The 19835-nt window shown below is 68.9% G+C and carries 16 protein-coding genes and 2 pseudogenes; 9 read left to right on the forward strand and 9 right to left on the reverse strand.

What is annotated here, in order from left to right; all coding sequences use genetic code 11:
* Positions 1–80 precede the first annotated feature (80 nt).
* On the forward strand, positions 81–1238 hold the full coding sequence (locus AB0K60_RS27610; RefSeq protein ID WP_364061130.1) for a cysteine desulfurase family protein: 1158 nt from the start codon (positions 81–83) through the stop codon (positions 1236–1238).
* Here AB0K60_RS27610 and AB0K60_RS27615 read toward each other — a convergent pair.
* Positions 1231–2262 carry a DUF695 domain-containing protein gene (locus AB0K60_RS27615; RefSeq protein ID WP_364061133.1) on the reverse strand — a complete coding sequence of 344 codons (1032 nt, stop codon included), beginning with the start codon at positions 2260–2262 and terminating at the stop codon, positions 1231–1233. The genes AB0K60_RS27610 and AB0K60_RS27615 overlap by 8 nt on opposite strands.
* A gap of 87 nt (positions 2263–2349) precedes the next feature.
* Between AB0K60_RS27615 and mnmA the strand changes: the two genes are divergently transcribed.
* Positions 2350–3423, forward strand: coding sequence for a tRNA 2-thiouridine(34) synthase MnmA (gene mnmA, locus AB0K60_RS27620; protein WP_364061136.1), 1074 nt, complete (start codon positions 2350–2352; stop codon positions 3421–3423).
* Between the two features lie 17 nt (positions 3424–3440).
* Here the strand turns inward: mnmA and AB0K60_RS27625 are convergent, their stop codons facing one another.
* Entirely contained in the window at positions 3441–4079 is a 639-nt protein-coding gene (locus AB0K60_RS27625; protein ID WP_364061139.1) for an MBL fold metallo-hydrolase, read from the reverse strand.
* A gap of 62 nt (positions 4080–4141) precedes the next feature.
* Here AB0K60_RS27625 and AB0K60_RS27630 point away from each other — a divergent pair, with 62 nt between their 5' ends.
* Positions 4142–5167, forward strand: coding sequence for a methionine synthase (locus AB0K60_RS27630; RefSeq protein WP_364061142.1), 1026 nt, complete (start codon positions 4142–4144; stop codon positions 5165–5167).
* Between the two features lie 23 nt (positions 5168–5190).
* On the opposite strand, the gene AB0K60_RS27635 is transcribed toward AB0K60_RS27630, so the two are convergent.
* Positions 5191–5394 (reverse strand): DUF397 domain-containing protein, encoded by a 204-nt coding sequence (locus AB0K60_RS27635; RefSeq protein ID WP_364061403.1) that lies wholly within the window; start codon positions 5392–5394, stop codon positions 5191–5193.
* A gap of 3 nt (positions 5395–5397) precedes the next feature.
* Positions 5398–6261, reverse strand: a complete 864-nt coding sequence (locus AB0K60_RS27640) for a helix-turn-helix transcriptional regulator (protein WP_364061145.1) — start codon at positions 6259–6261, stop codon at positions 5398–5400.
* Between the two features lie 237 nt (positions 6262–6498).
* Between AB0K60_RS27640 and AB0K60_RS27645 the strand changes: the two genes are divergently transcribed.
* The 6 genes from AB0K60_RS27645 (at position 6499) to AB0K60_RS27670 (ending at position 12120) form a co-directional block, all read left to right on the forward strand.
* Complete coding sequence (locus AB0K60_RS27645; protein ID WP_364061148.1) at positions 6499–6969, forward strand: ATP-binding protein; 471 nt, start codon at positions 6499–6501, stop codon at positions 6967–6969.
* A gap of 116 nt (positions 6970–7085) precedes the next feature.
* On the forward strand, positions 7086–7358 hold the full coding sequence (gene tgmA / locus AB0K60_RS27650; RefSeq protein ID WP_364061151.1) for a putative ATP-grasp-modified RiPP: 273 nt from the start codon (positions 7086–7088) through the stop codon (positions 7356–7358).
* 14 nt (positions 7359–7372) lie between these two features.
* The gene (gene tgmB / locus AB0K60_RS27655; protein ID WP_364061154.1) at positions 7373–8308 is read left to right on the forward strand and encodes an ATP-grasp ribosomal peptide maturase; all 936 of its coding nucleotides are present in this window, start codon (positions 7373–7375) and stop codon (positions 8306–8308) included.
* Positions 8305–9519, forward strand: a complete 1215-nt coding sequence (tgmC, locus tag AB0K60_RS27660; protein ID WP_364061157.1) for an ATP-grasp peptide maturase system methyltransferase — start codon at positions 8305–8307, stop codon at positions 9517–9519. The genes tgmB and tgmC overlap by 4 nt, the downstream gene beginning before the upstream one ends.
* Before the next feature lie 21 nt (positions 9520–9540).
* Complete coding sequence (locus tag AB0K60_RS27665; RefSeq protein WP_364061160.1) at positions 9541–11070, forward strand: ATP-binding protein; 1530 nt, start codon at positions 9541–9543, stop codon at positions 11068–11070.
* A gap of 381 nt (positions 11071–11451) precedes the next feature.
* Positions 11452–12120: a hypothetical protein gene (locus tag AB0K60_RS27670; protein WP_364061163.1), complete on the forward strand. Its 669-nt coding sequence runs from the start codon at positions 11452–11454 to the stop codon at positions 12118–12120.
* A 4-nt stretch (positions 12121–12124) separates the two neighbouring features.
* Here the strand turns inward: AB0K60_RS27670 and AB0K60_RS27675 are convergent.
* The 5 genes and pseudogenes from AB0K60_RS27675 to AB0K60_RS27695 form a co-directional block, all read right to left on the reverse strand.
* Positions 12125–12859 (reverse strand): annotated as a pseudogene (locus AB0K60_RS27675) (IS256 family transposase); the annotation flags it as partial.
* A gap of 107 nt (positions 12860–12966) precedes the next feature.
* Complete coding sequence (gene ltrA, locus AB0K60_RS27680) at positions 12967–14439, reverse strand: group II intron reverse transcriptase/maturase (RefSeq protein ID WP_364061166.1); 1473 nt, start codon at positions 14437–14439, stop codon at positions 12967–12969.
* 587 nt (positions 14440–15026) lie between these two features.
* A pseudogene (locus AB0K60_RS27685) lies at positions 15027–15554 on the reverse strand (transposase); the annotation flags it as partial.
* Between the two features lie 241 nt (positions 15555–15795).
* Positions 15796–17730 carry a serine/threonine-protein kinase gene (locus tag AB0K60_RS27690; protein ID WP_364061169.1) on the reverse strand — a complete coding sequence of 645 codons (1935 nt, stop codon included), beginning with the start codon at positions 17728–17730 and terminating at the stop codon, positions 15796–15798.
* Positions 17727–19739 carry a serine/threonine-protein kinase gene (locus AB0K60_RS27695; RefSeq protein WP_364061172.1) on the reverse strand — a complete coding sequence of 671 codons (2013 nt, stop codon included), beginning with the start codon at positions 19737–19739 and terminating at the stop codon, positions 17727–17729. The genes AB0K60_RS27690 and AB0K60_RS27695 overlap by 4 nt, the downstream gene beginning before the upstream one ends.
* Positions 19740–19835: the final 96 nt, after the last annotated feature.

Here is a 19835-nt window from a genome sequence, read left to right on the forward strand (position 1 = left end):
AGGCCCCCGGCCACCGGACCGCGTGATCGCGGCCCTGCCCGGGGGCCTTACGGTCGTCCCCGGTTACCCTGGATGGTGCCATGGCTTACCTAGACCACGCGGCCACGACGCCCATGTTGCCCGAGGCGATCGAGGCGATGACCGCCCAGCTCGGCCATATCGGCAACGCCTCGTCGCTGCACACCTCCGGCCGCCGGGTCCGGCGTGTCGTGGAGGAGTCCCGCGAGAGCATCGCGAGCGCCCTGGGCGCCCGCCCCAGCGAGGTCGTGTTCACCTCCGGCGGCACCGAGGCCGACAACCTCGCGATCAAGGGCCTCTACTGGGCGCGCGCCGCCGCGGGGGCCAGACGGGTGCTGATCGGCTCCGTCGAGCACCACGCCGTGCTCGACCCCGCGCACTGGCTCGCCGAACGGCAGGGCGCGGTGCTGGAGGAGCTCCCGGTGGACGAGCACGGCAGGGTCCACCCGGACACGCTGCGCGCCGCCATCGAACGCGACCCGGACGACGTCGCCCTGGTCAGCGTCATGCTGGCGAACAACGAGGTCGGGACCGTCCAGCCGGTGGCGGAGCTGGCCGCGATCGCCCACGAGCACGGCATCCCGTTCCACACCGACGCCGTCCAGGCGATGGGGCAGCTCCCGGTGTCGTTCGCCGACCTCGGCGTGGACGCGCTCACGCTGACCGGGCACAAGATCGGCGGCCCGGTGGGCGTGGGCGCGCTGCTGCTGGCCCGGGGCGTCGATCCGACCCCGGTGCTGCACGGCGGCGGGCAGGAGCGCGAGGTGCGCTCGGGCACGCTCGACGCGCCCGCGATCGCCGGCTTCGCCGCCGCCGTCGAGGTCGCCGTCGCCCATCAGCGGGCGCTCGCGGCCCGGCTCACCGAGCTGCGCGACGATCTGATCGCCCGGGTACGGCAGGCCGTACCCGACGTGATCCTCAACGGCCACCCCACCGACCGGCTGCCCGGCAACGCGCACTTCTCCTTCCCCGGCTGCGAGGGCGACGCGCTGCTCATGCTGCTCGACGCCAAGGGCGTGGAGTGCTCCACCGGCTCGGCCTGCTCGGCCGGGGTGTCGCAGCCCTCCCACGTCCTGCTCGCCATGGGCGCCGACAGCGTACGGGCGCGGGGGTCGCTGCGCTTCTCGCTCGGCCACACCTCCACGGAGGCCGACGTCGACCGGCTCGTCGAGGTGATCGGCGGCGCGGTCGAGCGGGCCCGCCGCGCCGGGATCAGCTGAGGAAGTGGGAGACCGATAGCCAGCCGGGGTCGGTGGCGATCTCGACCTTCGCGCGGCCCTGCTTCCAGCTCTTGGCCAGCTCGCGGACCCGGTCGGCGGCGTCGCTGTCGGGGTCGGCGTAGACGTGCAGCATGCGAACGCCGTCGGCGCTCATGTGCGCCACCGGCACCGCCGAGTCCTCGCTCAGTTCGGTGGCGAGCTCCAGCGAGAAGGTGTCCAGCGCCTCGATCGACGCCCCCGCGGGCAGACCGTCCTCGTCGGTTTCCCCGTACGGCAGCGCGACCGCGATGTGCTGGTCGAACATCGGGTAATCGACGGCCCGCAGCGGGAACCGCGCGGCGGCGACGACCTTGCCGCCGGAGGGCGTGCGGCCCTCCAGCATCACCCACCGCTGCTCGGAGAACTCGCGAACCACGTCGGCGACGACGGCGGGCAGGTGCACGGCGGGCACCGGGTCGATGGGCTCGAAGGAGGCGGCCGTGATGTCGCCCACCCAGCGGGCGACCTCGTCCTCGCCGAGGATCCAGTCGAGCGCGAGCAGGGCGCTCTCCGTCCGCGTGTCATCGTCCAGGTCCGGATAAATCGGATGAAAGACGACGACGTCGATGCGCGGCCTGCCGGGCGGCACCCGCAGCCCCAGCACCAGCCGATCGAAGGCGAACTCCCGCCCGCCCACATGGATGGTGAGGTCCATCACATCCGGATTCGCCTGCCGCGACGGATGAAACTCCCACGTCTCGTCGGCCGGGGGAGCCGCCTTCGCCCACCGGTGGGCGAGCGGCCGCAACTCGGGCGCGCCGGCGGCCGTGACCACCAGCGCCTGCCCGGCCGTCCGCCCCGGCGCGATCTCCCAGACCAGCCCCTCGTCGATCGCCGCCACGGCGGGCGCGAGCACCTCGGCGAGCCCGGCCTCGTCGCCGGACTCCAGCATCGCGTCGAGCCGGGGCCGCGTCTGCGCCCACCACGCCCAAAACGCCTCGATCCGCTCGCCGTGCGGCTCGCTCTTCCGCTGGAACAGTCGCATGACCCCCGATCCTCGCAGGTGCACGGCCCGCCCGCCAATCGGGTCCCCAACCGAAAGGGTAGTGTTGACAGGTAGTGTGGGGGCGTTATGGGGCTTCGTGTACTCGCCGCCATGTCGGGCGGCGTCGACTCCGCGGTGGCGGCCGCGCGCATGGCCGAGGCCGGCCACGACGTGACCGGCGTCCACCTGGCGCTGTCGTCCAACCCGCGCTCGTACCGCACCGGCGCCCGGGGCTGCTGCACGCTGGAGGACTCCCGCGACGCGCGCCGCGCCGCCGACGTCATCGGCATCCCCTTCTACGTGTGGGACATGGCCGAGCGCTTCCACCGCGACGTCGTGGAGGACTTCGTCAGCGAATACGCGGCGGGCCGTACCCCGAACCCGTGCCTGCGCTGCAACGAGAAGATCAAGTTCGAGGCGGTGCTCGACCGGGCGCTCGCGCTGGGCTTCGACGCGGTGGCGACCGGCCACCACGCCCGCCTCGACGACGGCGTGCTGCGCCGCAGCGTGGACGAGGGCAAGGACCAGTCGTACGTGCTCGCCGTCCTCACCCGCGAGCAGCTCGCGCACGCCATCTTCCCGCTGGGCGACTCCACCAAGACCGAGGTGCGCAAGGAGGCCGCCGAGCGCGGCCTCACCGTCGCCGACAAGCCCGACAGCCACGACATCTGCTTCATCGCCGACGGCGACACCCGGGCCTTCCTCGCCGAGCGCCTCGGCCCGAGCCCCGGCCCGATCGTGGACGCGCTCACCGGCGAGGTGGTCGGCGAGCACGAGGGCGCGTACGGCTTCACCGTCGGCCAGCGCAAGGGCCTGCGGGTCGATCGCCCGGCCCCGGACGGCCGCCCCCGCTACGTGCTCTCCATCGAGCCCGTCTCCGGCACCGTCACCGTCGGCCCGCGCACCGCGCTCCAGGTCACCACGATCACCGCCGAGCGCCCGATCTGGAACGGCCCCATCGGCGAGCCGACCGGCCCCCTCACCTGCACGGTGCAGCTACGGGCCCACGGCGAGGTGTACGGCTGCCGCGCCGAGGCGGTCGACGGCGTCCTCACCATCGAGCTGGACACCCCCGCCACGGGCGTCGCCGCCGGCCAGGCCGCGGTCCTGTACGACGGCGACACCGTGATCGGCTCCGCGACGATCGCCTCGGCGGCCTGATCGCGTCGGCAACCGGGTCAGAGCTCGACGCTCTCGCCCGGCTTGAGCCGACCCATCTCCACGCCCTGCTTGTCCCCCTCCATCCTCAGCCAGTTGTCGAGCAACCCCAGCCCGACGTCGTTGAGCAGCCCGTCGTGCGTGGAGAACGCGCGGCCGGGCCGTACCCGCCGCAGGTACTCGATCATCTCGGGGAGCTTGAGCCACGGCGCGTTGGCCGGCACCAGCAACGCGGGCACGTCCACGCGCGGCGGCGTCAGCGCGTCGCCCGGGTAGAACACCTGCTCGTCGATCAGGTAGCCGACGTTCTGCACGATCGGAAGGTCCGGGTGGTTGAGCGCGTGCCACTCGCCGACCACCTTGACGTCGAACCCGGCCGTGCGAAAGCCGTCGCCGTCGCGTACCTCCTGCTTCTTCGCGGGCACGTCGCCGAGCCGCGCGATCACCGCCTCGCAGCTCCATATCTCAAGCTCCGGGTTCGCCTCGGCGGCGGCGCGCAACGCGTGCACGTCCAAGTGGTCGAAGTGCTCGTGCGTGATGAGCACCGCGTGCGCGCCCTCCAGCAGATTCTCGCCGGAGAACGAGCCGGGGTCGATGATAAGCCGATTGTCGTCCTTGTCCAGGCGGACACACGCGTGGCCGAATTTGGTGAGCTTCATGCGACCATCCCTACCCCATCGCGTGGGCCGACGCGGCCCCGGGGACTCTTTAAGCTGGCAGGGTGAGCGTTGATCGGTTTCCGTGGAGTACGGCGAGCGCGACCGGCGTCGGCTCCCACCCCGGCGAGGACCACCTTGAGGCGTTGCGCGTGGTCTTCGGCGAACTGCCCGACCTGCCCTACCTGCCGGAACTCCCGGCCCGGGGCGTCGGCGCGGACATGATCGGGCGGACCGCCTCGCTGCTGGTGGAGATGCCCGTCGAGGTCCAGCCGTCCGGCTGGCGGCTCACCGACGCCCCCGGCCGCGACCTGCGCCGCGCCCACGACCACCTCACCCGCGACCTCGACGGCCTGGAGGAGATCGCCGAGGCGTACACCGGCCCGCTCAAGATCCAGGTCTGCGGCCCGTGGACCCTCGCGGGCACGATCGAACTACGACACGGCGACAAGCTGCTCGCGGACGCGGGAGCCGTACGCGACCTGACCGACTCCCTCGCCGAGGGCATCGCCGCCCACCTCGCCCAGGTACGCCGCCGCGTCCCCGGCGCCACCACCATCGTGCTGCAACTCGACGAGCCCGGCCTCCCCGGCGCCCTCGCCGGCACCGTCCCCACCGCCTCCGGCTTCGGCCGCCTAGCCGCCGTCGAGGCCCCCCTCGCCGCCGACCGCCTCCGCACCCTCCTGAACACGACCGCCGCCGACGACGTCTACCCGATCGTCCACTGCTGCGCGCCCAACGTCCCCTACAAGGTCCTCCGCGACGCCGGCGCGAAGGGCATCTCCCTCGACGCCACCCTCCTACGCCGCCGCGACGAGGACGCCCTGGGCGAGGCGATCGAGGCAGGCACCGCCTTCTTCCTCGGCGTCGTCCCCGGCACCCCCACCCGCCTCCCGGACATCGGCGTGATCGCCAAGCCCGCCATCGAACTGTGGAACCGCCTGGGCTTCCGCCCCGCCACCCTCGCCGACCAGGTCGTCCTCACCCCGTCCTGCGGCCTCGCCGGAGCCTCCCCGTCCTACGCCAAGGCCGCCCTGGCCAAATGCCGCGAAGCGGCCAAGGTCCTCCGCGAGGACCCGGGCGAAGACTGACCAGGTCTCACCCCTGGGGACGATCAGGCGACAAAGGCGTTCGCCTTCACGCTCTCGATGAACCTGCCCCACTCCGAAGACGTGAAAGCGAGGTTGGGACCGGCTGGGCGCTTGGAGTCGCGCACGGCAACCATGCCACCCACCCGGGCCGCCTCGACGCAGTTTTCGCCGCTGCCGCTCCGGCTGGACTTTCGCCAGACAACCGTGGCGGTGTCAGTGTCACTGATCACTTACGGCCTCTTCAGTTCCGCCCTGATCAGGTCGCGGGATTCAGCGGCCGACAGGGCATGCCCGGACAACTGATCCCATATCAGCTTATATCGCTTGACTCCGTCAACACTCTCGACGAATACCGAGCCCATCAGGCCCTCGACATACGCGACATCAGGATCGGCCTCGTCGGGGAAGCCGATGATGACGAATGCCCCGTCCATGCCCGGATGCAGCCCGGTCGCGAGCGGCACGATCCTGATGGTGATGTTCGGGCGTTCAGCGGCGGCGATGAGCGCTCGAAGCTGGGCAGCGCCGACGTCGCCATCAATGGCCAGGCAACGTCGGATTACCGCCTCGCTGAGGATGCATGTGAGTTCGGGAGGCGTGCTTCGGTCGAACACGCCCTGCCGGGCCATGCGGGCAGAGACCCGTCGCTCGATCTCGTCCTCCGGCGCGCTTGGGCGAAAGGTACGGTTGAGGGCGCGGGCATAATCCTCGGTCTGGAGCAGACCGGGGATCAACTCCGACTCGTAACTGCGGATGATCGAGGCGTCGGACTCCAGGCCGACGAAGTTGCTGGGGAAGATGTCCTGGTACTCACTCCACCAGCCCCGCTGGCGCGAATCGCGAGCCAACTGGACGAGTCCATCCTTTTCAGGGCTCGGCACCCCATACAGCTCGCAGAGGTCGCGGACATCGCGCCAGGAAGCGGCGGTCCTGCCGTACTCCAGCCGGTAGACCTTCGAGGTCGACCACTCCATCTGGTCCGCGACCTCCTCCCGCGACAGCCCGGACTTGGCCCGCGCCTCTCGAAGCGCGGCGGCAAGCCGACGACGCCGCACGGTAGGGGAGTGATTTTTGCTGCTGAGCCGGTCGGCCATGGTCCTAGCCCTTCTTGTCCGCATATTTGGCAAAAGTGCGCCCCAGACCCATGACTTAATGCATGCCGACCTTATTCAGCGTGCACGAAGTCACGAAGACCTGTTGCAGCATTACTTAGAGTTGCGCAATGATTACTCCACCTTGCCACAGTGCTACGACCGCTGTGGCCACTTTCCGATACTCGGAGTGATCGACTCATGACAGATCGGCCAAACGAGACCGGCGACCGTTCAGACGTGTCCCAGAAGTTCCCTATCGTCACCGTTCACGGCGGAGGAGGACTCGACCTCAGCTTGATCAAGTGCGCGACCTTCGCCGCGACCAAGGACCACGTCGCCGCAGCCCGGCGGCTCGCACAGGAGGCGCTCATCGACCACCCGGCCGGAGAACTCGCGGTCGTCCTGATCTCGGAGCTGGCCACCAACGCCGTCCGCCACAGCGGAGCCATGCACTTCACCTTGACCATCAACCAGGACGCCGACGGCGACCTGTACATCAAGGTCATCGACGAGGGCCTCAACGGCCTGCCGCAACTGTACGACGAGGACCCGGACGACGAAGGCGGGCGCGGCATCCGGCTCGTCGAAACCCTGACCAAGCGGTGGGGCATCACCCGGGAGCGAGGAGCCGGCATGGCGGTCTGGTTCCACATCGACGAGCAGGCATCAGAGGCCTGGCTCAACCTGCTGCTCCCCGACAACGACTAAAACGACTAAGCGGTCACGCTGCCGCTGGTTGTCCTTGCCTGTTTCCGCAGGGTCTCGACTGGAAGCGTCTGGTGACGCATCATGAACGGGTGAGCACGTTCTGTTAGGAGACAAAAATGACATCCCGCGATCCTCTGCCTCTCAGGCCGTGGGGCGCTACCCGGATGACACGGTTCGCCGGAGACGGCCGACCGGCCTACGCCTCGGTCGAACTCAACCCTGACACCCAGGTCGCGCGGTACTTCGACGTCGATGGCCGACTGATTCGGGCGGGAAAGCACGGCACGAACAAGCCCCAGACCGTGTCCCAGCCGACCGGAGGCAGCAAGGACGGGGAAAACCCGGCCCCTCTCGATGACGTCAACGTGACTCAGTACGTACCAGACTGATGGCGGACCGTCCGGTGCTCATACTGACGTGTCTGGACGATCCGACCTCCGACGTCGTCATCAGTGAGTTGTGCCGCCGGGGAATCGCGGTGGTGCGGCTGGATCCGGGCGAATTTCTGGCCGGGCGTGTCGAATTGGCGGCCCGGTTTGGTCCCGGCGCGCTGTCTGGGCGGATCCGTACCCCGACTCGGTTATTGGACCTGGAAAGGGTCCGTTCCGTGTACTACCGCAGGCCCAGCCCGCACGTGGCTCCGGCAGGCATGGACGCCCAAGACGGGCGGTTCGCCCTTGCCCAGGCCCGGTACGGACTTGACGGCGTGCTGGGCGACCTGAGCTGCAGGTATGTCAACCACCCGTGGAACATCATGCGGGCGGATTTCAAACCCGCTCAGCTGAACGCCGCTGTGAAGCTGGGCTTCCAGGTCCCGCCGACGATCGTGACCAACAGTCTCGACGAGGCCCGCCGGTTCGCCGCAGGCCATGGCCCGGTGGTCTATAAGCCGCTGCGCACCACCCCGTTCACAGTCAACGGCGACCAGCCGGCCATGGTGTGGGTCGACGTGGTGGACCCTGTCGAACTGGATGAGCGGATCGCCCTCACCGCTCACATGTTCCAGGCGCGTACTCCCGGCAAGATCGCCGATGTGCGCGTCACCGTTATCGGGGAGGAGGTCTTCGCGGTCCGTATCGACTCCCCCTGCCTGGACTTCCGGCGGGACTACGAACGGGTGACCTACTCGAAGTTCGACTTGCCGAGTTCGGTCGCCGACGCCTGCCGTGCCTACCTGTCACACTTCGGTCTGCTGTTCGGCGCGTTCGACTTCGGCCTGCGAGCCGACCTGACACTCGACTGGTACGAGTGCAATCCCGCAGGCCAGTGGCACTGGCTGGAGGAAGAGACCGGGCTGCCCATGACCAGCGCGCTGGCCGACCTGTTGGAGGCCGCATGAAGGTGCCCGCCGATGTGCTGGCCGCGCGGCTGCGTCGCGGGCTGGCCGATCGTTTGGCGGAAGGCGGCGGGTTGCGTACTCACGCCTGGAGACTGGCGATCGAGCAGGTCCCTCGTGAGGTTTTCCTCGGCGATCGGATCTATCAGCATGTCGGCTACGCTGCCGCCGCTCGCTGGCAGGCCCTGACACCAGGCGATGTCGGCGAGGACGAGTGGCTGAGCATGGTTTATGAGAACACAAGTTGGGTGACCCAGCTCAACGGGACCGACGAGCATGCCGGGACCGGGGCGATACAAGGCGAGCCGTCGTCTTCCTCTACGCTGCCCGGTCTCGTGGTGTCGATGCTGGAGCATCTGGAGGTACACGACGACGCGCGAGTGCTGGAGATCGGCACCGGAACCGGCTACTCCACCGCGTTGCTGTGCCACCGGCTCGGGGACGGGCGGGTCACCTCCATCGAGGTCGATTCCGGCATCGCCGCTCGTGCTCAAACGGCGCTGGCCGCCGCCGGATACAGGCCCGCGCTCATAGTCGGCGACGGACTCGCAGGGCACGCCGCACGTTCCCCGTATGACCGCATCATCGCCACCTGCTCGGTGCGGACCATCCCGTCGGCCTGGCTCGCACAGGCCGCGCCAGAGGCACGAATCATCACGACGCTCTCCGGCTGGCTGTTCGGTTCCGGCCTCATCGCGTTGGACGTCGTCCGCCCTGACTACGCCACCGGCCGGTTCCTCCCCGGCGCGATCTCGTTCATGCCGGCTCGCGCGCACATCGCCCCACCGCTGAATCCTGTTCTACCTCCGCAGGAAGGCCACAAGCGGAACGCCGTCGTCGGCCCGGAGATCTTCACCGATTGGATGGGCCGGTTCCTGGCACAGCTTGCCGCGCCGTACGTCCAATATCTTTCCCTCATGCCGGATGGCGGGGATTGGCCGCAGTATGTGCTGCGAGACTCAGCCAGCGGTGCCTATGCGTGGTTGATACACCGCGGTTCCACCTGGATGACGCTGCAGGGCGGCCCGACCCGCCTGTGGGATCGCATTGAGCAGACCTTCCTGGCGTGGCAGGACGCGGGAAGCCCGCCCCAGCAGGAATTCACCATCGAGGTCACCCCAACCGCCCAAACCATACGGCTTGACGCTCCGACCGGCCAGTTGAGCTGGACACTTCCGTCCGTTGGAGATGCCTTTCGTCGGCCGGGTACGTGAGCTCGGCGTCCTTCACCCGATGTGGCGTACCAGCCTCCACCTCGCGTTGCCTGGCGGCGGCGAGATAGTACCACGACGGATACTATCGCCAGCGATACTATCTTTGGCGAAAGTATCTCTGGTGGGAGGATGTGCCGGATGCCCTTCATCGGCCGGGAACATGAGCTCGCCGTCCTTCACTCGATGCTCGACCGGGTGCGCGCGGCGATCGGCACGGACAGGCCTGGACAGTGCATCCTCATGCGCGGGCGCCGCCGCATCGGGAAGTCGGCGCTCGCGGAGGAGTTCCTGCGGCGCGAGAACGTGCCCCACCTCTTCTACACGGCGGCCCGCACCTCCTCGGAGGAGGAGCTCGCCGAGTTGCTGGTCGGGGTCGAGGAATGTTCCCTTCCCCGTCGGGCGGTCTTCGCCGAGGAACGTCCGGGCACCTGGACCGCGGCACTTCGCCTGATCGCGGACGCCGTGGACGACGACAGCCCGGCGATCATCGTGATCGACGAGGTCCCGTATCTGATGGACCGCGTGGACTCGTTCGAAGGGCAGTTGCAGCGCGCCTGGGATCGCTACCTGTCCCGCAAGCCGATCCTGCTCATCCTCATCGGCTCGGACCTTTCGATGATGGAGGCACTGGACAGCTACGATCGCCCGTTCCACCAACGTGGCACACAGATGGTGATCGGTCCGTTGAACCCGGCCGAGATTCAGGACATGCTCTCGCTCGACGCCGCGTCCGCCCTGGATGCCGCTCTGGTCACGGGCGGCCTGCCGCTGGTCTGCGGCGAATGGCCGCCGGGGATGCCGTTGTGGGACTTTCTCGAATCCTCGTTGAGCAACCCGGTCTCGGCTCTCCTGGTGTCCGCCGAGCGGTCCCTCGCCGCCGAGTTCCCGGCCGATGCGGCCGCCACGGACATACTCCGGGCGATCGGGAGCGAGGAGCGAACCTTCACCAACATCGCACGCGCCGCCGGCGGCGTCTCCCACAGCACCTTGGGCAGGGCGGTCGATCTGCTGACCACGAAGGGCATCGTCGTCGGCGAACTCCCGATCTCGCTGCGGCCATCCAGGGAACGCCGATACCGCATCTGTGACCCCTACCTGCGCTTTTGGCTGAGGTTCATCCAGCCGCACATGCCGGAGATCGAACGACGCCGTGGCGATCTCACCCTGAAACGCATCCGGACCTCATGGGCGGCCTGGCGTGGCCGAGCCATCGAGCCCTTGATTCGCGACGCGTTGGCCAGGCGCCTTCCGGACCAGAACCTGCCCGCCGCTCCCGCCATCGGCGGCTACTGGACCCGAAGCAACGATGTGGAGATCGACATCGTCGGTGCCGACCGCGCTCCGGTCGCCCGCGAGATCCTTTTCCTGGGCTCGGTGAAGTGGCTGGAGAACTCGCCCTTCGACAGTCATGATCTGGCCACCCTCGCCTACCATCGCAGCCGCCTCACCGACGCGCCGGTACCCCTGCTCGCGGTTTCCCGCAGCGGTGTCACGTCTCGTGATATCGATGCGGCGTACGGACCTGACGAGATCCTCGAATCGTGGCGCTGATCACGGGGGGCCGGTGAGGTCCAGTGCGACCTCATCGGGGGAAGGACCCGCCGAATTGCTGAGCGACGTCGGATAGCGGACAAGCTCCCATAATTCCCCAATATAAGTAATTGGGTAAAAATGGGGTCTCCCGAACATAGCGCAACGGACGGGGAATAGCAGACGGTCTGACGTGCGTAGTATGGCAAGAGTGACGCCATCGAATGATAAAGTTCGAGCGATCAGGCCAGCGGCCATGCGCACCCAGCTTGCGACAACGCTTCGCCCGAATACCAGTATCCAAGAATGGCTGTGCCCCGGGCTGCTTGCGTGCAGAGGCAGGTCCGGGGCTTATGTCATCGAGAATAACACGCCCGCCGCCGATCAGAAAGGCGACAACCGGTGGATCACTCCGAGGCCCGGCGCCTGGGCGGGCTGCTGTCACGGGCTCACATCGCCGAGTACCTGGCCTACTGCAACGGCGACCCGGTCGCGGCCCTTCGGCTGTCCTGCTGGAACGCTGAGGTCTCGGCAGCCTTCTACGGGCCGTTGCAGTATCTGGAACTCGCCCTGCGAAGTGTGCTCGACCATCGGATGTCCGTGCTGTTTGGGCGCGCAGACTGGTGGCAGGCACCGCAGGCCAATCTGCATCACGCCGCTCAGGCGAGAATCACCGAGGCATACTCCAGACTCAGCCGTAGCGGCATCCCGCAGACCCCCGGGGAGATCGTTGCCGAACTCCCCTTCGGTTTCTGGGTCGGTCTGCTTGGTGCCGGCAACTCCTATGATCAACGACTGTGGCGTACCAGCCTCCATCTCGCGTTTCCTGGCTATCGGGGCAGGCGAAACATTCTGCATCGGGACCTGGACTACCTGCGGGTCCTTCGCAACAAGATCGCGCACCACTGCCCGATCCATCACCGGCACCTGCAAGCCGATCATGATGCCATTGTGAGGATGCTCGGTTACATCGACTCCGGCCTCGCCGATCTGGTGAACCGTCACAGTCCTCTCCCGACGGTGCTGGCCCGCCGCCCGGGCCTGTCCAGCCAACGGTGTAACTCGGGTTGATTAACTATCGGGTGGTCGGGGTCAGGCGGCCTTCGAAGGTGATGGCGAAGGCGTTCAGGGCGGCCTTCCAGCGGGTGACCCAGCGTTTGCGGGCCTTGCCGGTCGGGTCCAGGCTCATGATCGCCATGTAGACGCACTTGAGCGCGGCCTGCTCGTTGGGGAAGTGGCCGCGGGCCTTGACCGCCCGGCGGATGCGGGCGCCCGCCGACTCGATGGCGTTGGTCGAGCAGATCACCCGGCGGATCTCGGTGTCGAAGCCGAGGAAGGGCACGAACTCGGCCCAGGCGTCCTGCCACAGCTTCACGATGGCCGGATACCTTCCGCCCCAGGCCTCGGCGAACTCGGTGAACCGCTCCAGCGCGGCGGCCTCGGTCGGCGCGGTGTAGACCGGCTTGAGGGCCTTGGCGATGGCGTCCCAGTGCTGGCGGGCGGCGTACCGGAACGAGGCCCGCAAAAGGTGCACCACACATGTTTGCACCACGGCCTGCGGCCAGACCTGCTCGATGGCCTGCGGCAGGCCCTTGAGCCCGTCGCAGACCACCATCAGCATGTCACCCGCCCCGCGGTTCTTGATCTCGGTCAGCACGTGCAGCCAGAACTTGGCGCCCTCGCCGCCGTCGCCGGCCCACAGGCCGAGGATGTCGCGCTCGCCGTCGGCGGTGACCGCCATCGCCAGGTAGATGGGCCGGTTGGCGACCTGGCCGTCGCGGAGCTTGACGTGGACGGCGTCGATGGAGAGTCGGCACGCAGCGCGGTGTCAAGGTTGCCCTTGGTCCGTTTCTCCGTGCCGCTCACCGAACCCGGCGTGCGGCTTTCACCGCACCGGGCTCTCCACGGGTTCTGCCGTCAGGCCGGTGACAGGGGCCAGGGTGTGGGGATCGTGGCGCCGCGATATCGGTATCGGGTGATACCGATCATCGCGGGGTTGAACAGGGTGATCCCATCGGCGCTGATGGGTCTCCACCGTCCGGTCGGATCGGTGAGCCACCGGCGGACGTCCTTCCATCTCCAGCGGTGCTGCCGTTGCTGCCAGCGGACGATCCTCCACCAGGCGAGCTGATGGAGACGATCGAAAGTGCTGTAGGCGATGGCGTGCTTGAAATAGTTGGACCACCCACGCAGAATCTGGTTGATCCTGATCAGCGTGGTCTTGAGCTCCTGTTGTGACGAACTGGGGGTCAGGGCACGGATTTTGGCCTTCACCGCCTGGATGGGCCGCTTGGCGATGAAGGTGTAGACGTACCACTTATCGGTGCCTTTCTTGCGCCTCCATTGGATGTGGAAGCCTAGGAAGTCGAACCCCTCTTCCATGTGGACCATCTGAGTCTTGGCTGGTGACAGCCTCAACCCCAGCGGAGCGAGCACATGGGAGATCTCCTCGTGCAGCGCCTGGAGGTGTTCGCGCCGGCCCCGGACCAGCACGACGAAATCATCCGCGTAGCGGACAAGACGCCAGACCGGAAGGTCCCGGTTGTTCACGCGATACCGCCTGCGCATCTGCGTGGCCATCGCTCCGCCCGGCTTCCACGGCGCGTGCAGATGCTCATCGAGCACCGACAGCGCGATGTTGGCCAGCAGCGGAGACAAGATCCCGCCCTGCGGGGTGCCGGTTGGGGAGTCCACGGTTTCGCCGAGCTCGGTGAGGATCCCGGCTTTCAGGAACGCCTTGACCAGCGCCAGGACACGTTTGTCCTTCACCCGGGCGCGCACGCGGCCCATCAGGGCCACATGGTCGATCCGGTCGAAGCACGCCTCGATATCCGCATCCAGCACCCATCGATAACCTTTGGTGCCGAAGTAGTGGATCTCGGCGATCGCGTCATGGGCCCGCCGGTTCGGCCGGAACCCGTAAGAGACCGGCTCGAAGCCGGCCTCGAAGATCGGTTCCAGGACCAGCTTCAGCGCCGCCTGCACGACCCGGTCGGCCATGGTCGGGATTCCCAACCGGCGGACCTTCCCCGCACCGCCGGGCTTGGGGATTCGTCGTTCCCTCACCGGTTGCGGGCGGAACCGGCCGGACTTCAGGCTGTTCCGCAAGTCGTCCAGGAAATAGGGCACGCCGACCTCACGTTCGATCCGGGCAACGGTCATCCCGTCCGAACCCGCGGTCCTTGCGCCCTCGTTGGCTGCGACCCGCTCAAAGGCCATCTGCAAGGTGGCCGGGTCACTGACGAGATTGAACAGATCGCCGAACCGGCGGCCGGGATCGGCCGCCGCCCAACGGTGCAACTTGGCCTGCATCCCCGATACCCGCCGATAGGCCCCCATCGGGACCTGTTCCGGCCAGGCGTCGTCGTTCGACGACGCGTCTTTCGGCATTGCAGCCTCCTCACTGCCCGAATCCGCTGCCGCCCTTCGCCATGCGACCGGCTCTCCCGGTCTCGGACTACTACGGCGGCTCCGCCCCGCCCCGGCTCGATCGGCCGACGATGAGCCCAGCCCGTTCCCTCGGCAGGCAGCCGAAGGAACGGGCAGAACCCGGACGGTTCCCGTGTTCTCTCGCTGATCGCTTAGCGAAGGAGGCACCCGACTTTGCCCCAGCGGCCTCGCCATGACTACCCCGCAGCACTTCGCCATGGCCTCCCGGTGCGCATCTTCAACGCCCTGAGAGTTCCTCGCGCGTATTCCTCGCGAAGACGCGCCGCGACCGGCCCATATCCGCCAGATTTGAGCCGGCACCCCGGTATGAAGGGCTTTAGACACCGGTTCCTCTCGTATGCCTTTCCGCCACGCTCGCCGGACCCGCACCATCTGGCAGTACTGGCGCGTCCCGGCTTTGTCAGGGCTGCTCCCACCCATCCTGGCATCCCCCAAGATCAGGCTGCCCTCAGCTTCGACCGGCCTGCTGCGACAGACCGGCGGCGGGGGTCTTTCACCCCCGCTCGACCGGCAAGAGCCTCACGGCGCACGAACATCACCGGATAGATCGCATCCAGCGGCCGGTTCTGCCACTCGGCCATGCCGTCGATGACCTTGTCGGTGATGGTGGAGATGGTCTGCTTGGACACCTGCGCGCCGTAGACCTCGGCCAGGTGCGCGGAGATCTCGCCGGTGGTCAGGCCCTTGGCCGCCAGTGAGATGACCATCTCGTCCACGCCCGACAGGCGCCGCTGCCGCTTGCGCACGATCTTCGGCTCGAAGCTGCCGTCCCGGTCGCGTGGCACGCTGATCTCCACCGGCCCGATGTCGGTGATGACGGTCTTGACGCGGGCGCCGTTGCGGCTGTTGCCGCTGTTGCGTCCGGCCGGATCGTGCTTGCCGTAGCCGAGATGGTCGGTCAGCTCGCCTTCCAGCGCCGACTCCAGCACCAGCTTGGTCAGCCGGCCCAGCAGCCCGTTCTCCCCGACCAGTTCCACGCCCTCGGCCCGGGCCTGGTCGACCAGCCTGGCCACCAGCTCACGATCCGTAGTGCCCTCCGGCTTCTTACGCGCCACCTCGGCGTCCTCCAGGTCGATCTCCGTCGATGCCTGGATCACAGTACTCACAGGGGTGTTCTCCTTGATCAGGAGTTACACCGAAGACCGTACAGTCCCCGCCGCCCTCGCCTGAGCCAGCCGTGACCACGCGGGGAGGAACTTGGTGGTTGCCAAGGGCAAGGTCGTGCGTCTTCCGTGGACCGCCCGGGATCTGGACCGGCGGACGACCTGGCGAGTCCGTCGAGTCGTGGCGGGAGCTTTATCGGCGGGTGAGGCGGAGTAGCAGTTTGGAGGGGCCGTACTCGGCGGTGGGGATTTCGGCGAGTACGCGGGTGATTCGGCCGGTGAGGTCTAGCGCGACGATGCGGCGGGGGGTGTGGGTTTCGTCGGCTATGAGGAGGTTGGCGTCGTTGTACCAGCCGATGAGGGTTGTGCCGGTGGGGACTGGGACGGTTGTTTCGTGGTGGCCGGTGTGGGTGTTCCAGATGCAGATGGAGGTGGGGGGTTTGGGGCAGGTTGTGGCGAAGTGGGTGGCGGTGGGGGTGTAGGTGCTTTCGCGGTGGCTGGGCTCGCCTACGTTGGGGTAGTCGCGTACGGGGTTGCCGTGGAGGTCGAAGACGCGTAGGCCTACGGCTGAGTTGTGGGTGAAGCGGTGGGTTACGCCGGTGTCGCCTGGGGCCCACATGAATGAGGTGTCGCTGCGGTCGGCGGTGTCGGCCATGATGGTCGTCGCCTTGGCGGTGGGGGCGTCCACGATGACGAAGCCGATGGCGAGGAGGCCTCGGGGGGTCGGCTCGTAGAGGGTCAGGAGGAGGCGGCGGCCGTCGGCGGACCAGTAGGGGGCGAAGGTGCGCAGGGGGGTGCGGGCGACGGGTATTTGGAATTCCTCGCCGGTGGCTATTTTGATCAGTCTGAGGGTGTCGTTGGCGCCGGGGGTTTCCGGCTTGAGCCAGGGGACCAGGGCGAGCCATTCGCCGCCGGGGGAGGGTAGGGCCTCGTGTGCTTCGGCGACCTGGCGGAAGGTGTCGTCGGTGCGGGCGTAGGTGTGGGTGGTTCCGGCGGCGCGGTCGACGTGGAGCAGGGAGGTCACCCGGATCGGGTCGGCGGGGTTCTCGTGGAGGGTCGCGCGCAGGCCGGGGAGGCGCAGTCGTCGGGTCGCTGGGAGGGGAGGGGAGGTGTCCGGGCGGGAGGAGACGGTGGTTGTGGATTGGGGCGGGGTGTCGGTGCGCAGGGGATTGAGGAGGTAGAGGGCGCCGGCGAGGGTGAGGGCCGCGGTCGCGGATGCCGCGATGCGGATGGCCGCCTTTTTTGGCCGGGTGGCGGGGGTTTGTACTGGTTGGTCGGTGGCTGCCGCCGTGCCTGCTTTGAGGAGGGGGCGCAGGCGGCGGGCGCCGAGCAGGCGTAGCAGGGCCTGCCTGGCGGTGGGGCGGCGGCGTGGATCCTTGTCCAGGCAGGCGGTGATGAGGTCGTGCAGGTCGGCGTCGAGCTCGTGGTGGAGGTCGCCGAGGTGCGGCGGCTCGTTCAGTACGCGGTAGATGATCGAGGGGATGGTGTCCTGGCCGAAGGGCGGGCGGCCGGAGGCGGCGAAGACCATGGTCGCGGCCCAGGCGAACAGGTCGGCCTCCGGGCCGACGTTGCCGGAGGCGAACTGCTCGGGTGCCATGTACGGCGGGGTGCCGATCGCGCGGGAGCTGGTGGCCGCGGCGTCCATGTCCCTCGCGATGCCGAAGTCGATCACGCGGGGGCCGTCGCCGGCGAGCAGGACGTTGCTCGGCTTGAAGTCGCGGTGGACCACGCCGGCGCGGTGGATGGCGACGAGTGCGGTCAGGGTGCCGGCGGCGAGGCGTCGCAGCCTGCCGCCGCGCAGGACTCCCTCGGCGGCGACGGCGTCGTGCAGGGTCGGGCCGGAGACGTACTCGCTGACGATGTACGGCCTGCCGTCCACGAGGCCGGTGTCGAGGACCTGGGCGGTGCAGAACGCGGACACCTGGCGCAGGATCTCGATTTCCCGCAGGAAGCGGGCGGTCGCCGCGTCGTCCCGGTTCGCGTGCAGCAGCTTGACCGCGACCCGGCGGCGGTCGTCGGCGGTGCCGAGGAACACCGCCCCCTGCCCGCCCTGGCCGAGGCGGCCGAGCAGGCGGTAGGGGCCGATCCGCGGGGGATCGCCGGTGCGCAGCGGGGCGATGCCGGTCATCGGCGCGAGAATCTGAGCTGGATGAACCTGCCGTCCTTCGCCGGGAGCTCGGCGAGCGTCCGCACCGGCGTGCCGTCAAGGTTCACCACGACGTACTTGACCGGATCCTTGCGGTAGTCCGCGACGATCACGTGGTTCTCGTCCCACCAGCCCTGCATCACGGCCTCGCGGGTGTCCCACACCGGCACGGTGGCGGTCCGGGCGCCGGTCGCGGTGTTCCACACGCACAGTGTGGTGTGCGACTTCGGGCAGTAGCTGAGGAACGACCGGCCCGAGGGCGAGAACCGGTCGGGCAGCGGCGACTCGCCGACCCAGCCGGCGATTCGGCCCACGCGTCCGCGCAGGTCGCGGAAGCGCAGCCCCCACAGCTCGCCCTTGCCTGCGTACGCCGAGACGACGCCGGTGCCGTCGGGCGTCCAGCCGAAGAAGGCGCGGTCGTCGCGTTCGCCGCCGGTGGTGACGACCGTCGCCCGCCGGGTGGCCACATCGACGATCACGAAGCCGCGGGGGTTGGGCAGGGTCTTGCCGTCGGGGCGGTAGAGGGAGACGAGCACGCGGCGGCTGTCCCGGCTCCAGATCGCGTACAGGCCCTGCAGCGGCTTCTCGGCGGTGTTCACGGTGAACCGCTCGCCCGTACGCCGGTTGATGATCACGAGGAAGTCGGTGGACGACGTGGCGAACTTGTTCCACGGGTTCACCGCGATCCACGCGCCGTCGGGGGAGACGACCGCCTCGCCGTTGTCGCCGTCCTTGGCGATCAGGCGGAAGCCGTCGCCGCCGGGCTCCCGCACGTGGGCCTCGCGCACCCGCCCGTCGGCCACGGTGTAGGAGGTCACGATCAGCGGATCCGACGGGTTTTCGCGCAGGGTGAGCCTGCCCTCGGAGAGCCGGATCCGTTTGGTCGCCTTCGCCGGCGGGGTGGACGCGGCGTCGATGACGTCCGGGCTCGCCACCGGGACCGGCGTCGCCGTCGGTGTGGCCGTCTCAGGCCGCGGGCTCGCCGCGACCGGGTCCACCGTCGCGGTCCCTCGGGGGGCCAGCCAGTAGCCGACCGCTCCTGACACCCCGGCCAGGACGGCGCCCGCCGCCACGAGGGCGAGGACGCGCCCGGGACGACGCGTCCGGTCGGCGGGCGGGGTCGTCTCCCCGGTTCCGTACGGCAGGGCGGCGGTGGTGTACGGCCCGGCGGGAAAGTCGTGCGTGCCGAGCACCCGCGAGTCTCCCGCCAGCCGGAACAGGACCTCCTCGGCCGTCGGCCGCGCCGCCGGATCCTTGGCCAGGCACGCGGCGACCGGCCCGCGCAGCTCCTCCGGGAGGACGCCGAGGTCGGGCTCGTCGTGCAGGACCCGGCTCATGGTCTCGGTCATCGAGGCCCCGGCGAAGGGCGCGCGACCCGAGGCGGCGTAGACCATGATCGCCCCCCAGGCGAAGACGTCGGCGGCCGTCCCCGGCACCGTGCCGGTCAGCTCCTCGGGCGCGAAGTAGCCGCCGCCCCGGAACGACCTCGTCGCCATGCCCCCGGCCCCGAGCACGTGCGCGGCCCCGAGGTTGATCAGCCGCGGCCCGTCCGGACCCCAGATGATGTTGTCCGGGGTGAGCTCCCGGTGCGCGACGCCGCCTTGGTGCAGCGAGACCAGCGCGGTCATCGTGGCGACCGCGAGGCGGTGCGGCGCGGGGCCGTCCAGCGGGCCGTCCCGCTCGATCGAGCGCCGCAGCGACGGGCCGGGGACGTGCTCGGCGAGGATGTAGGGGCGCTCGCCGTACACGCCGATGCCGAGGATCTGCGCCACGCCGGTGACGGGCAGGCGCCGCAGCGCCTCGACCTCGGCGAGCACGCCGGCGTCGGCGGGGGCGGCGTGGAAGAGCTTGAGCACCGCCTGCTCGCCCGAGGGGCGGCGCACCAGGAGGACCACGGCGTTCGCGCCCGCGCCGAGCCTGCCCACGACGTGGTTGCCGTCCACCGACTCCGGATCGTCCGGGCGGCGTTCCGGCGCGGTGACCTGGCGCATGGCGTTCCCCCTCCCCGAGCGGCGCGGTACGACCCCCATGGTCAAGGCGTGACATTCCGTTCCATCGGGTTCCACGGCGATAACGTTGTCCATGCG

The organism is Thermopolyspora sp. NPDC052614, assembly GCF_040678635.1.
Taxonomy (GTDB): Bacteria; Actinomycetota; Actinomycetes; order Streptosporangiales; family Streptosporangiaceae; genus Thermopolyspora.

Coding starts and splice junctions, on each gene's coding strand:
- AB0K60_RS27610 (WP_364061130.1), top strand. CDS start 81: ATGGCTTACCTAGACCACGCGGCCACGACGCCCATGTTGCCCGAGGCG.
- AB0K60_RS27615 (WP_364061133.1), bottom strand. CDS start 2,262: ATGCGACTGTTCCAGCGGAAGAGCGAGCCGCACGGCGAGCGGATCGAG.
- mnmA (WP_364061136.1), top strand. CDS start 2,350: ATGGGGCTTCGTGTACTCGCCGCCATGTCGGGCGGCGTCGACTCCGCG.
- AB0K60_RS27625 (WP_364061139.1), bottom strand. CDS start 4,079: ATGAAGCTCACCAAATTCGGCCACGCGTGTGTCCGCCTGGACAAGGAC.
- AB0K60_RS27640 (WP_364061145.1), bottom strand. CDS start 6,261: ATGGCCGACCGGCTCAGCAGCAAAAATCACTCCCCTACCGTGCGGCGT.
- tgmA (WP_364061151.1), top strand. CDS start 7,086: ATGACATCCCGCGATCCTCTGCCTCTCAGGCCGTGGGGCGCTACCCGG.
- tgmC (WP_364061157.1), top strand. CDS start 8,305: ATGAAGGTGCCCGCCGATGTGCTGGCCGCGCGGCTGCGTCGCGGGCTG.
- ltrA (WP_364061166.1), bottom strand. CDS start 14,439: ATGCCGAAAGACGCGTCGTCGAACGACGACGCCTGGCCGGAACAGGTC.
- AB0K60_RS27690 (WP_364061169.1), bottom strand. CDS start 17,730: ATGACCGGCATCGCCCCGCTGCGCACCGGCGATCCCCCGCGGATCGGC.
- AB0K60_RS27695 (WP_364061172.1), bottom strand. CDS start 19,739: ATGCGCCAGGTCACCGCGCCGGAACGCCGCCCGGACGATCCGGAGTCG.